Source organism: Variovorax sp. dw_954 (assembly GCF_018449755.1).
Lineage (GTDB): Bacteria > Pseudomonadota > Gammaproteobacteria > Burkholderiales > Burkholderiaceae_C > Variovorax.
The window spans coordinates 585,154-598,812 of record NZ_JAAVVD010000001.1; the positions used below are offsets into that span (position 1 = coordinate 585,154).

13 protein-coding genes, 1 tRNA gene and 1 pseudogene are annotated in these 13,659 nt (G+C 65.2%); 6 read left to right on the plus strand and 9 right to left on the minus strand.

All coding sequences use genetic code 11. From position 1 onward, the window contains the following. Positions 1-15: 15 nt before the first annotated feature. The 3 genes from pilB to HB681_RS02670 form a co-directional block, all read right to left on the minus strand. Positions 16-1,743, minus strand: coding sequence for a type IV-A pilus assembly ATPase PilB (pilB, locus tag HB681_RS02660; RefSeq protein WP_213953194.1), 1,728 nt, complete (start codon positions 1,741-1,743; stop codon positions 16-18). 128 nt (positions 1,744-1,871) lie between these two features. Then, a tRNA-Pro gene (locus HB681_RS02665) sits at positions 1,872-1,948 on the minus strand. A 47-nt stretch (positions 1,949-1,995) separates the two neighbouring features. Further along, on the minus strand, positions 1,996-2,925 hold the full coding sequence (locus HB681_RS02670) for a polyprenyl synthetase family protein (RefSeq protein ID WP_213953310.1): 930 nt from the start codon (positions 2,923-2,925) through the stop codon (positions 1,996-1,998). 271 nt (positions 2,926-3,196) lie between these two features. Between HB681_RS02670 and rplU the strand changes: the two genes are divergently transcribed. The 4 genes and pseudogenes from rplU to proB all read left to right on the plus strand — a co-directional run bounded on the left by rplU (position 3,197) and on the right by proB (position 6,247). Further along, positions 3,197-3,508 (plus strand): 50S ribosomal protein L21, encoded by a 312-nt coding sequence (gene rplU / locus HB681_RS02675; RefSeq protein WP_213953195.1) that lies wholly within the window; start codon positions 3,197-3,199, stop codon positions 3,506-3,508. A 9-nt stretch (positions 3,509-3,517) separates the two neighbouring features. Continuing rightward, complete coding sequence (rpmA, locus tag HB681_RS02680) at positions 3,518-3,778, plus strand: 50S ribosomal protein L27 (RefSeq protein ID WP_213953196.1); 261 nt, start codon at positions 3,518-3,520, stop codon at positions 3,776-3,778. Positions 3,779-3,875: 97 nt separating this feature from the next. Beyond that, a pseudogene (gene cgtA, locus HB681_RS02685) lies at positions 3,876-4,928 on the plus strand (Obg family GTPase CgtA); the annotation flags it as partial. Between the two features lie 176 nt (positions 4,929-5,104). Continuing rightward, a complete protein-coding gene (gene proB, locus HB681_RS02690; RefSeq protein WP_213953197.1) occupies positions 5,105-6,247 on the plus strand; it encodes a glutamate 5-kinase in 1,143 nt (380 codons plus the stop codon). A gap of 175 nt (positions 6,248-6,422) precedes the next feature. On the opposite strand, the gene HB681_RS02695 is transcribed toward proB, so the two are convergent. Together HB681_RS02695 and HB681_RS02700 are read right to left on the minus strand one after the other, a co-directional pair. After that, positions 6,423-6,854: a CNP1-like family protein gene (locus HB681_RS02695; RefSeq protein WP_345944610.1), complete on the minus strand. Its 432-nt coding sequence runs from the start codon at positions 6,852-6,854 to the stop codon at positions 6,423-6,425. Positions 6,855-6,966: 112 nt separating this feature from the next. Beyond that, complete coding sequence (locus HB681_RS02700; RefSeq protein ID WP_213953311.1) at positions 6,967-7,629, minus strand: RNA pyrophosphohydrolase; 663 nt, start codon at positions 7,627-7,629, stop codon at positions 6,967-6,969. Between the two features lie 118 nt (positions 7,630-7,747). Here HB681_RS02700 and HB681_RS02705 point away from each other — a divergent pair, with 118 nt between their 5' ends. Together HB681_RS02705 and HB681_RS02710 are read left to right on the plus strand one after the other, a co-directional pair. After that, positions 7,748-9,493 carry a proline--tRNA ligase gene (locus tag HB681_RS02705; protein ID WP_213953199.1) on the plus strand — a complete coding sequence of 582 codons (1,746 nt, stop codon included), beginning with the start codon at positions 7,748-7,750 and terminating at the stop codon, positions 9,491-9,493. A gap of 139 nt (positions 9,494-9,632) precedes the next feature. Further along, positions 9,633-10,214, plus strand: coding sequence for a lytic transglycosylase domain-containing protein (locus HB681_RS02710; RefSeq protein ID WP_213953312.1), 582 nt, complete (start codon positions 9,633-9,635; stop codon positions 10,212-10,214). Here HB681_RS02710 and HB681_RS02715 read toward each other — a convergent pair. The 4 genes from HB681_RS02715 to grxD all read right to left on the minus strand — a co-directional run bounded on the left by HB681_RS02715 (position 10,203) and on the right by grxD (position 13,634). Further along, positions 10,203-11,504 (minus strand): hemolysin family protein, encoded by a 1,302-nt coding sequence (locus tag HB681_RS02715; RefSeq protein WP_213953200.1) that lies wholly within the window; start codon positions 11,502-11,504, stop codon positions 10,203-10,205. The genes HB681_RS02710 and HB681_RS02715 overlap by 12 nt on opposite strands. Before the next feature lie 99 nt (positions 11,505-11,603). Beyond that, complete coding sequence (locus HB681_RS02720) at positions 11,604-12,599, minus strand: AAA family ATPase (protein WP_213953201.1); 996 nt, start codon at positions 12,597-12,599, stop codon at positions 11,604-11,606. 123 nt (positions 12,600-12,722) lie between these two features. Continuing rightward, positions 12,723-13,223, minus strand: a complete 501-nt coding sequence (locus HB681_RS02725) for a cupin domain-containing protein (RefSeq protein ID WP_213953202.1) — start codon at positions 13,221-13,223, stop codon at positions 12,723-12,725. A gap of 87 nt (positions 13,224-13,310) precedes the next feature. After that, positions 13,311-13,634, minus strand: coding sequence for a Grx4 family monothiol glutaredoxin (grxD, locus tag HB681_RS02730; protein ID WP_213953203.1), 324 nt, complete (start codon positions 13,632-13,634; stop codon positions 13,311-13,313). Between the last annotated feature and the right edge of the window lie 25 nt (positions 13,635-13,659).

Consider the following 13,659-nt stretch of genomic DNA (forward strand, 5'->3'; position numbering starts at 1 on the left):
TCCTCGTGCGCCGTGTTACTCGTTGGTGACCGCCACCACTTCTTCAAGTGATGTCAGCCCCTGCATGACCTTTTTCAGACCGGACTGGCGCAATGAGCGCACACCCTCGGCCTCGGCCTGCCTGGCAATGTCCAGGGCACTGCCGTCGCGCAGGATGATTTCCTGGATCTTTTCGCTGATCGGCATCACCTGGTAGATACCGACGCGGCCCTTGTAGCCACCATTGCAGGCGCTGCAGCCGACCGGGCGGTATGGCTTCCAGGTGCCGTCGACGTCGCGATCCTTGAAGCCGGCATCGATCAGCGCCTTGCGTGGCACCTCGTGCGCCTCGCGGCACACGGTGCACAGGCGGCGGGCCAGGCGTTGCGCGGTGATCAGGATCACGCTGGACGCGATGTTGAACGGCGCGATGCCCATGTTGCGCATCCGCGTCAGCGTCGTCGGAGCGTCGTTGGTATGCAGCGTGGACAACACCAGATGGCCGGTTTGCGCGGCCTTGATCGAGATGTCGGCGGTTTCCAGGTCGCGGATTTCGCCGACCATGATGATGTCCGGATCTTGGCGCAGGAAGGCGCGCAGGGCCGTGGCAAAGGTCAGCCCCGCCTTCTCGTTCACATTGACCTGGTTGACGCCGGGCAGGTTGATTTCCGACGGATCTTCCGCGGTCGCGATGTTCACGCCCGGCTTGTTCAGCAGGTTCAGGCAGGTGTAGAGCGAAACGGTCTTGCCGGAGCCCGTCGGGCCGGTCACCAGCACCATGCCGTAGGGGCGGGCGATGGCCGAGAGCAGGCGTTCCTTCTCGTCGGCGTCGTAGCCGAGCGCGTCGATGCCGAGGCGGGCGCTGCTCGGGTCCAGAATCCGGATCACGATCTTCTCGCCGAACAGCGTCGGCAAGGTGCTGACCCGGAAGTCGATCACGCGGTCCGGGCCGATCTTGAGCTTCATCCGGCCGTCTTGCGGAATACGCTTCTCGGAGATGTCCAGCCGCGAGATCACCTTGATGCGCGAGGCCAGCTTGTCCTTGATGACGATGGGCGGCGTGGCGATCTCGCGCAATTCGCCGTCGACCCGGAAGCGCACGCGGTACTGGGTCTCGTAGGGCTCGAAGTGGATGTCCGATGCGCGCATGCTGAACGCATCGATCAGCATCTTGTGCAGGAAGCGCACCACCGGCGCGTCTTCGACTTCCGCGACCGCCTGCTCGGTGTCGGCGGCCTCGGTGGCCGCATCGTCGAATTCGAACTCGGCGCCGACGATGTTGTCGATGGTTTCCGCAGCGCTGACCGCGGCGGCCTCGACCATGCGCGAGAGCTTGTCGTACTCGGCAATGACCCAGTCGACGCCCATCTGCGAGGCGAACTTGATCTTTTCCGCGGCTTGCTGGTCGGATGGATCGGCCGTGGCGACGATGAGACGATTGCTCCGCTTGCTCAGCACCACGATGCGGTAGGCCTGGCAAAGCTTGGGGTCGAGCAGGTCCTTTGGCAGGCGCTGCTGGTCGATCGCGTCGAGGTCCAGCAAGGGCGCGCCGAACGCGTTGGACAGCGTGTGGGCCAAGTCCGCCGCAGACACGGCACCGGTGCCCGTGAGTTCCGCAATGAAGCTCGTTCGGCTCGATTGCGACTTCTGGTAGATCTCTTCAGCCGTCCTTGCCGCCAGCTTGCCAGCCGATATCAGCGCGCGGGCCAGCCCTGGCAGCGCGATGGGCGGGTTTTCTTTGGCAAGGGGATCGGCTGCGGCCATTCAACGATTGTAAAAAACGTGAAAAATTGATTCACGATCATCGCTGATCGACCCTATGCTGTAAATCGCAGCCGTGCAACAGTGGCAACAGTCTGAGAAGCATTTGGCAATTCACAGCCACATGTGGCTGGTCGGGGTGAGAGGATTCGAACCTCCGGCCTCTACGTCCCGAACGTAGCGCTCTACCAGGCTAAGCTACACCCCGATTGTTGCGAAAAACAGAGAAACGACCCGCGTAAGACTTTAGGTAACTTAGGTGCGACGCTCAAGCAACTGAGCCGCCAATTGTAGCAAACCTTGCGAGTACGAATTCGAAGGCAGGCCTCGCAAGGCATCGATGGCGCGTTGTGCCTCTGCTGCTGCTGCTGCGCGGGTGGCGTCCAGGGCGCCCGTGGCGCGCACGATTGCCACGATGGCGGGTAGCTTCTCGGTGTCGCCGGCTTCGATGGCGTTGCGAATGAGCGTGCTGCCTTCCGGCGTCGCGCGTTGCATGGCCAGGATCAGCGGCAGCGTGGCCTTGCCTTCGCGCAGGTCGTCGCCGAGGTTCTTGCCGGTTTCGCTGGCGTCGCCGGCGTAGTCGAGCACGTCGTCGATCACCTGGAATGCGGTGCCCAGCGCCTGCCCGAAGGTGGCGCAGGCTTCCTCCACGGCGGGCGTGCTGCCCGCGAGAACGGCCGCCAGGCGGGTGCTGGCCTCGAACAGTTTGGCCGTCTTCGAGCGGATCACGCGCAAATACGCCGCCTCGTCGAGCGTGGCGTCGTGCATGTTCATCAATTGCAGGACCTCGCCTTCGGCGATCACGTTGGTCGCTTCGGCCAGGATCTGCATCACTCGCATGTTGTCGGCGTCCAGCATCATCTGGAACGCGCGCGAGTAGAGGAAGTCGCCAACAAGCACGCTGGCCGGGTTGCCGAATGATTCGTTGGCCGTCGCGCGACCGCGGCGCAGCGTCGACTCGTCGACCACGTCGTCGTGCAGCAGCGTGGCGGTGTGGATGAACTCGACCACGGCCGCCAAATTGAAGCGCTGCGCACCGCGATAGCCGAGCGCGCCGCTCATCAATAGAAGCAGCGCCGGGCGCAAGCGCTTGCCGCCCGCCGAGATGATGTAGCGTGAAACCTCGCTGACCAGTGGAACGCCGGTGTCGAGTCGCGTGGCAATCACGCGGTCGACCTCGCCCATGTCTTCGGCGATCAGGTCAAGTACGGCGTTGGTGGAAGAAGCAGCAGGGGTGACTGACAAAGCGAATGCGCCAGGCGCCGGAGAGGGGTGGTATCTGAAGTCGGCCTGCGGGGGCCGGGTTGGCCGGGGATTATAGGGAGCGCCCCACCCGCCTCCCGTGAGCGCTAAATGCCAGTTAGCGTTGGCTGACAATTCCGGGCTATAATCTTGGGCTCTGCGGAAATTCGTCCGTGGAGCCATCACCCCTTCACAGGGACAAAGAGGTCATTACATGTACGCGGTCATAAAAACCGGCGGCAAGCAGTATCGCGTTGCTTCCGGCGAAAAAATTAAAGTAGAACAGATTGCTGCGGACGTAGGCCAGGAAATCGTGATCGATCAGGTTCTCGCAGTCGGCAACGGCTCGGACATCAAGATCGGCGCGCCCCTGGTGTCCGGCGCAACGGTGACAGCCACGGTGCTGTCGCACGGCAAGCACGACAAGGTGCACATCTTCAAGATGCGCCGTCGCAAGCACTATCAGAAACGTCAAGGCCATCGCCAGCAGTTCACCGAACTGCAAATCGGCGCGATCGCCGGTTAAGGAGCTGAAATGGCACAGAAAAAAGGCGGCGGCTCAACGCGAAACGGGCGCGATTCCAAGCCCAAGATGCTCGGCGTGAAGGCGTTCGGCGGCGAACTGATCAGCGCGGGCTCGATCATCGTGCGCCAGCGTGGCACCCAGTTCCACCCCGGCGTGAACGTCGGTTTGGGCAAGGACCACACCCTGTTCGCCCTGGTCGACGGCCACGTGTCGTTCGGCCACAAGGGTGCTTTGAACAAGCACACGGTCAACGTGACCCCTGCGGCTTGAGCCCAGGTCACTTCGATCCGCTTCGAAGCCCCGCTCGTCGGGGCTTTTTTGTTTTTGCCCCGGTTGCGGGGCCCTCACTCTGTAGACTGCACATCCCATGAAGTTCGTTGACGAAGCCTTCATCGACATCGCCGCCGGCGATGGCGGCAACGGCTGCGTGTCGTTCCGCCATGAGAAGTACAAGGAGTTCGGCGGCCCCAACGGCGGCGACGGCGGTCGCGGCGGCCATGTGTTCGCCGTGGCAGATTCCAATCTGAACACGCTTGTCGACTTCCGCTATTCGCGGCGCCACGATGCCAAGCGTGGCCAGCACGGCATGGGTTCCGACATGTTCGGCGCCGCGGGCGACGACGTCACGCTCAAAATGCCAGTCGGCACCATCATTACCGACGCCGAAACCGGCGAGGTGCTCTACGAATTGCTGGTGCCGGGCGAGGTCATCACCATTGCCAAGGGCGGCGACGGCGGCTTCGGCAACATGCGCTTCAAGAGCGCGATCAATCGCGCGCCGCGGCAGAAGACGCCGGGGTGGCCTGGCGAGAAGAAAAGCCTGAAGCTCGAACTCAAGGTGCTTGCCGATGTCGGTTTGCTCGGCATGCCCAACGCCGGCAAGTCGACCCTGATCAGCGCCATCTCGAATGCGCGGCCGCGCATCGCCGACTACCCGTTCACGACCTTGCATCCGAACCTGGGCGTGGTCCGTGTGGGGCCGGAGCAAAGCTTCGTGGTGGCGGACCTGCCCGGCCTGATCGAAGGAGCCTCCGAGGGCGCGGGCCTGGGCCACTTGTTCCTTCGGCACTTGCAACGCACCCGCCTGCTGCTGCACGTGATCGACATGGCCCCCTTCGACGACAGCATCGACCCCGTGGCGCAGGCCAAGGCGATCGTCGGGGAATTGAAGAAGTACGACGCGGCGCTGTATCAGAAGCCGCGTTGGCTGGTGCTCAACAAGCTCGACATGGTGCCGGCCGATGAGCGTGCCGCGCTCGTGAAGGACTTCGTCAAGCGGCTGCGCTTCAAGGGACCGGTGTTCGAGATCTCGGCACTGACGCGAGAAGGCTGCGAGCCCCTGGTCAAGGCGATCTACCAGCATGTGAAGGCCGAGCAGGTTGCCGAGCAGGCGCCGGCGGAAGTCGATCCGCGCTTTGCGTCGGAGTCGCCGGATCCCGGTCCCGCGGGGCCCGCCCCGCAGGGGGGATCGGGTCGGGTCGGGAAGGCCGCGTCGATTTCAGAGCCGCCGCCAGATTCCGCCTGAGCTTCCCGCGCCTTTGCAGCCATCGAGAAGGTGGCTTCCTTCGATTCCAATCCCAGATCGCTCTCGCTGACATGACCCAACGTCCCCGTTCCACCGTCCTGCGTGATGCGCGCCGCATCGTGGTCAAGGTTGGCTCCAGCCTGGTCACCAACGAAGGCCGTGGCCTCGATGAAGGCGCGATCGGCGAGTGGTGTCGGCAACTCGCGGCCTTGGTGCGCGACGGTCGCGAAGTCGTGATGGTGTCGAGCGGCGCGATCGCCGAGGGGATGAAGCGCCTCGGCTGGCGCACTCGGCCGCATGAGGTGCATGAACTGCAGGCGGCGGCGGCCGTCGGGCAGATGGGGCTCGCCCAGATGTACGAGACCAAGCTGCGCCAGAACAACCTGGGCAGCGCGCAAGTCTTGCTGACCCATGCCGACCTGGCGGACCGCGAGCGCTACCTCAATGCGCGCTCGACCCTGGTGACCTTGCTCGCGCACGGGGTGGTGCCGGTCATCAACGAGAACGACACCGTGGTCAACGACGAGATCAAATTCGGCGACAACGACACCTTGGGTGCGCTGGTGGCGAACCTCGTCGAAGCGGATGCGCTCGTCATCCTGACCGACCAGAAGGGCTTGTACACGGCGGACCCGCGCAAGGATGCCTCTGCCACCTTCGTGCACGAGGCCGTCGCCGGCGACCCGGCGCTGGAAGCGATGGCGGGCGGCGCCGGTTCCAGCCTGGGGCGCGGCGGCATGATCACCAAGATCCTCGCGGCCAAGCGCGCCGCCGCTTCCGGCGCCTCGACAGTGATTGCCTGGGGCCGCGAGCAGGACGCCCTGCTGCGGCTGGCGGCGGGCGAAGCCATCGGCACCTTGCTGGTCGCGCAGGACGCCAAGCACCAGGCGCGCAAGCGCTGGATGGCCGATCACCTGCAGATGCGCGGCGCAGTGACGGTGGACAACGGTGCGGCCGCCAAGGTCCGCGCCGAGGGCAAGAGCCTGTTGCCGATCGGCATGACGGCGGTGGAGGGTGATTTCTCGCGCGGGGACGTGATCGCGGTGCGTGACCCCGCAGGCGCTGAACTGGCGCGGGGGCTGGCCAACTATTCGAGCGCCGAAGCGCGGCTGCTGTGCCGCAAGCCGTCCGGCCAGATCGAAAGCCTGCTCGGCTATGTGGCCGAGCCGGAGATGGTGCACCGGGACAACATGGTCCTGATGCAGAAGGCATGAATTTTCCCGCCGGGAACGCCGATCTCGGGCCTGTGGCGGTCATCGCGCGAGCGTGCGGTGCTGCTGCTCGGCCCGAACTCGGCGCCCTCGTTACGGAGTCTTGAATCCTTCTGCGCCCTCCGGAGATCAAGTCTGGATGGCAAGCCGCACCGACCTGAAAAGGTCGGAAACGTGCCTACTCGACTTCCCGCACGGGCTTGCGCAGCATCTGCACGGTCTCCTGGACCGACACCTGCGTCCCATGGCCGCGGCAGAGACCCTGGTAGGTCAACTGCCTCACGTAGCCAGACTTGATCCCCCGGTAGGGCTTCCATTCGGCGTTCGCGGTTTCGTCCCACTTGCCGTCATTGAAGCGCGCATAGGTCCTGACCTCCTCCGTGGAGCAGCGAACGCCTTCGTAATATGCGTTGGTGGCGCCGCCTTGGCGGCTGCTCGCGACCACCACGTACCGGACCACGCCGTCCTTGGTGATGGCGATGGTCGTTGGGTCGACGCCGAACTTGAGTTCCGTGCGCCCCTGCATGTCGATGGGGATCGCCCGGCTCTCGGCAAATGCCGGCGGTGGCGGCACGTCGGTTTCCTTCCACTCGACGTCGCTGGCGGTCACCGTCGCGAGCGGAGGCGAGCCGGCCTGGGCCCAGTCCGGATTGTCTGTGCTGCGCCCGCTCGAGGACGCGCATGCGGCGAGGAAACAGCAGGCGGAAAGGGCGAGCGCAAGCTCAGCGCTGCGTCGGCAGGAAAGGCGCGTTGTGGGGAGAGGACTCATCGCTCGCGGAAGAAAGATTGGGGTTCGGATCGAAGGTGCCGCCCGGCGGCAGATCCATGCCAACGGGTGCGCCGGCATCGAACGGATGACGATCGAATTCCCGCCCTCGCACGTTGCTGCGCAAGAAGCGGTTGCGGAAATCCTGGCGCGGCAGGTAGCGCGCCAGTTCTGTGAGGGCCATTTCATAGACACCGCGCTTGAACTCGACGACGACATCGAGCGGCACCCAGTAGTCGTGCCAGCGCCAGGCGTCGAACTCCGGATGATCCGTCGCCCGAAGGTTGAGATCCCAGTCGTGCCCCGTCAATTGCAGCAAGTACCAGATCTGCTTCTGGCCCTTGTAGTGACCGCGTGCGTCACGGCGGATGAACCGATCCGGCACCTCGTAGCGCAACCAGTCGCGGGTACGGGCCACGATGCGCACATGCTCCGGTTGCAGGCCCACTTCCTCATGCAGCTCGCGGAACATGGCTTGTTCGGGGCTTTCGCCGCGATCAATGCCACCCTGCGGGAACTGCCAGGAGTGGGTGCGTATGCGCTTGCCCCAAAAAACCTGGTTTCTCTGGTTGAGCAGGATGATGCCGACGTTGGGCCTGAAGCCGTCCCGGTCGAGCATAATCAAACCCCAAATTTCTATGAACTGAGTCGATTATGCACGCCGTGTTACGCACGGCAAGCGACCGGTTCGAAGGCCCCCGGGCCCGCACACCTCCACACTGATCCAGCCGCGCAAGATGAAAGCATCCCGTTTTTTTGTCTCCACCCTCAAGGAAGCACCGACCGACGCTGAAGTGGCGAGCCATCGCCTCATGATGCGCGCCGGCATGATCAAGAAGCTCGGCGCGGGCATCTACACCTACATGCCGATGGGCTTGCGGGTGATCCGCAAGGTCGAGGCGATCGTGCGCGAGGAGATGGACCGCGCCGGGGCCGTCGAGCTGACCATGCCCGTGGTCCAGCCTGCGGAGCTTTGGCAGGAGAGTGGCCGCTTCGACAAGATGGGCCCCGAGCTGCTGCGCATCAAGGACCGGCATGAGCGCGACTACGTGGTGCAGCCGACCAGCGAAGAGGTCGTGACCGACATCGCCCGCCAGGAGATCCGCAGCTACAAGCAACTGCCGCGCAACTTCTACCAGATCCAGACCAAGTTCCGCGATGAGCGCCGCCCGCGCTTCGGCCTGATGCGAGGCCGCGAGTTCACGATGAAGGACGCCTACAGCTTCGACCGCGACCTGACCGCCGCCAAGGCCAGCTACCAGAACATGGCGCAGGCTTATCGCCGCATCTTCGACCGCTTCGGGCTGACCTACCGCGCGGTGGCGGCCGACAGCGGCGCCATCGGCGGCGACATGAGCGAAGAGTTCCAGGTGATCGCCGCGACCGGCGAGGACGCCATCGTTTATTGCCCCGACAGCGACTACGCGGCCAACATGGAGAAGGCCGAGGCGATGGCGCCAGCCGGCCCGCGCCCCGCGGCTTCCAACGTGCTCGCGAAGACGCCGACGCCAGGCAAGTCCACCTGCGAAGACGTCGCCGTGCTGCTCGGCGTGCCCCTGGCCACCACCGTCAAGTCGCTGGTGCTCGCGACCGACACCCTCGATGCGAAGGGCAACATCGTCGGTGCGCAGGTCTGGTTGCTGCTGCTGCGCGGTGACCATGACATGAACGAGATCAAGGTCAGCAAGGTGCCGGGCCTGGATGCGGGCTTCCGCTTTGCGTCTCTCGGCGAGATCGAGGAGCATTTCGGCTGCAAGCCTGGCTACCTCGGACCGCTGAACATGAAGAAGCCGGTCAAGCTGATCGCCGACCGTGAAGTGGCCGTGATGGCCGACTGGATCACGGGCGCCAACGAAGTCGACTTCCACATGACCGGCGTGAACTGGGGCCGTGACCTGCCCGAGCCGGACCTGGTCGCCGATCTGCGCAATGTGGTCGCGGGCGACCCGTCGCCCGACGGCAAGGGCCCACTGGCGATCGAGCGCGGCATCGAGGTCGGCCATGTGTTCGTGCTGGGCACCAAATACAGCCGGGACATGAACGCCACCTTCCTCGACGAAGGCGGCAAGCCGCAGTTCCTGGAGATGGGTTGCTACGGCATCGGCATCACGCGGTTGCCGGCAGCGGCGATCGAGCAGAACCATGACGAGCGCGGCATCATCTGGCCGGACGCGATCGCGCCGTTCACCGTGGTGGTCTGCCCGATCGGCATGGATCGCAGCGCGGACGTCAAGGCCGCCGCGGAGGCGCTGTACGAAGAGCTTCGCGGCGCGGGCGTCGACGTGCTGCTGGATGATCGCGGCGAGCGCCCCGGTGCGATGTTTGCCGACTGGGAGCTGATCGGTGTGCCGCACCGGATCGTGGTGTCCGACCGCGGCATCAAGGAAGGCCAGTACGAGTACCAGCATCGCCGCGATACGGCGGCGACCAAGGTGCCGGCGGCCGAGGCTGCGGCCCACATCCGGGCCAAGCTCGCGGCATGAACGCCGCCCGGCCGCTCCGAAGGCGCTCGCGCCGCAGCGCGCAGTGCGGAGGTTGCCCGGTGATCGGCTTGCCGGAGGGCCGCAGGTGAGTCTTTCGCGGCGTTCATGCCTGGGCGCCGCGGCAGCCGGTGCGCTGTCGATGGCGTTGCCGCGTGTGGCGCTGGCCGGGGCGCAACTGGAGGAGCCGATGATCGACGCGGTGCGCAATGCGCTGACGGCCTCGATACACAGCAGCGCGCCGCCCATCCCGGAGTTCAATGACACCGCGTCGAGGCTGGCCTACCTGCGATGGCTCGGCGAGATGAGCGAGCGCCTGAAGAAGAAGCTGCCGGAGCCGCAGGCGCGCATCGAGTTCCTGCAGACGGTCTGGTACGAGACCCGTCGCTCGGCGCTGGAAGTAAGCCTAGTGCTGGGGCTGGTCCAGGTGGAGAGCAACTTCCGCAAATTCGCAGTGTCCAGCGCCGGCGCGCGCGGCCTGATGCAGGTGATGCCGTTCTGGACGCGCGTGATCGGCGATGGTGACGCGGCGCAGTTGTTCCGCATGCAGACCAACCTGCGCTTCGGCTGCGTCATCCTGCGCCACTACCTGGGACTGGAAAACGGCGACCTGTTCCTGGCGCTGGGCCGCTACAACGGCAGCCGGGGCAAGTCGCCGTATCCGGATGCGGTGTTCGCCAACCAGCGCAACTGGAAATACGTGGATCGTCCCTCAGCCGATTGAACCGGTGCCGCGCGTCACCATCACCTGGTCGATCCGGTAGCTGTCCACGTCCATCACCTCGAAGGTATGGCCGCCCGCGACGACGCGGTCGGTGCGGCGTGGCACGCGGCGCAGCATGACCATCAGGAAGCCGGCCATCGTCTCGTATTCGTCGGGATGGGGGAGGGCTTCGATGTCGAGTGCGCGCAGCACGTCCTGGATCGGGGTCACGCCATCGATCAGCCAGGAATTGTCGTCGCGGCGGATGATCTGCGGTTCCTCGTCGAGGCCGCTGACCAGGTCGCCCATCACCGTGCTCATCACGTCGTTGAGCGTGATCACGCCGACGACGAGGCTGTATTCGTTGACGATGATCGCGAAGTCCTCGTGCGCCTGCTGGAACTGCTCGAGCACCTCGGTGAGCGAGAGCCGGTCGGGCACCACGAGCGCCTTGTGCAGCGGCACGCCCTGGTCGAGCGCGAGCGGCTGGCCGCTCAGCACGCGCTGGAACATGTCCTTCGCGTCGACGTAGCCGAGCACATGGTCGATGTCGCCATCGCAGACCGGATAGGCCGAGAAGGGCTCGGCCACGATGCGGGCGCGCAGCACGGACTCGGGGTCGTCCTTCTGGAACCATGCGATGCGGTCGCGCGATGTCATGACGCTGCTGACGAGGCGGGTGTCGAGTTCGAACACGTTGGCAATCACCTGCTGCTCCCGCACGGCCAGCACGCCGGCACGGGCGCCGGCCTCGGTCATGGCGAGGATGTCTGCGGAGGTGATCTTCTCGTCGCGCTGCAGCGGCATGCCGAGCAGCTTGAACAGGCCATCGGTGCTGCGCGTGAACAGCCACACCAGCGGCTTGAAGGTGGTGATGAGGACGTTCATCGGCCCGACCATGCGCACGGCCAGGCGCTCCGGGTCGGACATGCCCAGGCGCTTGGGGAACAGGTCGGCGAACACGAGGAACAGCGAGATCACCACGACGAAGGAACAGGCGAATGCCCAGCGCGCGGCCGCTTCCGGGCTGGTCCATTGCTCGAAGACTTGCGAGAACCAGGGGGAAAAGGCGCCTTCGCCCACCACGCCACCGAGGATCGCGACTGCGTTGAGGCCGATCTGCACGACGGTGAAGTAATGGCCGGGCTGCTCCTGCACACGCAGCACGCGATCGGCGCGCGGGTCGCCCTCGTCCGCCATCTGGCGCAGGCGCAGGCGGCGCGACGCGGCGAGCGAGATCTCGGCAAGCGAGAAGAAAGCACTCGCCGCGATGAGGAGGGCGATGAGGAAGAGGCTTTGGGTCAGGGACATGGCACGATCTCTACAGACCCTGATGGTGCCATGACCTGGACGGGGCCCCGGACAAGTCCTGCGCCGGACTTGTCCGAAGCAGTCTTCCCGGCCATCGAGCTATTGCACGAATCCCATGCGGCTCTTGTTCGCGCTGGCGCGTGGCAGGTCGTCGACGCGCACTTCGTCGCGGTGCGCAAGGCGCGCGTTGCCGAAGCCGGTCATCAGCGCGCGGCGCATCTCGCGTGGCGCCAGCGTGGCCAGTTGGTCGATGACGTCGTCCGAGGGTTCCGGATTGAGCAGGCGGCCCCAGTCGTGTTCGCCGCGGATCGATGCATAGAGGCTGCGCGCGATCTGGCGCGAGGCCTCTGGGGTCGGCACCTCGATCTCGAACACGTTCATGCGGTTGAGGATCGGCTCCGGGATGCTGCGCTCGTCATTGGCCGTGGTGATCCAGATGACCTGGCTGGCATCGATGGGAATCTCCGCGAACTCGTCGATGAAGTTGTGGGCGGTGTCGTGCTCGAGCAGGTTGTAGAGCGCGCCGAGCGGGTCGTACTGGGCATCGGCGCCGGCCTTGTCGATCTCGTCGACCACCATGACCGGGTTGGCGTATTGGCCGTCGACCAGCGTCTCGAACACCTTGCCCGGCTTGGCGCCCTTCCATTGCGAGGATGAGCCCGAGAGCAGCCAGCCCGCGGTCATCGAGTTCATCGGCACGAGGGACATGCCGGTGCCGAGCAATTCGGCCAGTTTCTTTGCGAAGTGCGTCTTGCCGATGCCGGGCGGCCCGAGCAGGAGCATGGGCGTGACTTCGAGGCCGTCGCGGCTGTCCTGCGCGAGCGCCACGTGGCGGCGCACGTCGTCGAGGACTTCGGTGAAGTTGGGCAACTGGGCGTAGAGGGCCGCCATCTGCGGCACACCGCTGGGCTTGACCTGGAAGCGCTCCGGACCGCGCTCGAGCATGCGTTCGTAGGTGGTGCGGAGGTTTTCGTGGTCCCGGTCGGGCAGCTTGGCGAGCTTGCGCTCAACGTCGTGCGTCTGGAACACGCTGCGCAGGTTGGCCACCGGCAGCTGGAATGCGTGGGAAGCGGGGACGAGACTGCGGGAATCCATGAGACACCTCCGGTTTCGAACACTTCGATACAGCAGCATAAGCCGTGCCCGAAGCCGGTGTCTGTCTAAGTTTTCTCGTTTTTGGCTTTTTGCGACAGGCGCACCGCAAGTCGCGTCGCTCGCCTACACGCCGCCGTGCGGGTGCGTGGGGTCGACCCAGAGCACGGTGTCCGGCTTTTCGACGGGCTCGATGTCGAGGTTGATGGCCACGGCCTGGCCGTCGCTGCGGCACAGCACGCAGTGCAGGGCCTCTGTCTCGCTCGCGTTGATTTCCTGGTGCGGCACGTAGGGCGGCACGTAGATGAAATCGCCGGGACCGGCTTCCGCGGTGAATTCGAGCTGCTCGCCCCAGCGCATGCGGGCCCTGCCGCTGACCACGTAGATCACCGATTCCAGGTGGCCGTGGTGGTGGGCGCCAGTCTTGGCATTGGCATGGATGGTCACGGTGCCGGCCCAGAGCTTCTGCGCGCCGACGCGAGCAAAGTTGACGGCGGCCTTTCGGTCCATGCCCGGCGTTTGCGCGGTGTTGCCGTCGAGCTGGTTGCCGGGGATGACGCGCACGCCGTCGTGCTTCCAGGCGGGTTCGGCGTGCGGATGGCCGTGGTCGGCGTGGTCGTGGCTCATGGCAGGCTCCATGCCCGGCGCTTCACCTGCTTGCTGGCGCCCGCGGGGGCACGCGCTTGCCGGGGTCGGATCATTCGGGCTTCGGGGTCAGGCGTTGGCGCTGATGACCTGTTGCAGCTCGCCGGACTCGTACATCTCCATCATGATGTCCGAGCCGCCGATGAACTCGCCCTTGACGTAGAGCTGCGGAATCGTCGGCCACTGGCTGTATTCCTTGATGCCTTGGCGGATGCCGTCGTCTTCCAGCACGTTGACCGTCTTGAGCGACCGGGTGTCGACGCCGACGGCCTTGAGGATCTGGATGGCGCGGCCAGAGAAGCCGCACATGGGGAAGCTGGCATTGCCCTTCATGAAGAGCAGGATGTCGTTGGACTTGACGAGTTCGTCGATGCGTTGCTGGGCGTCGCTCATGGGCAGGCTCCTTGGGTAGGTGGGT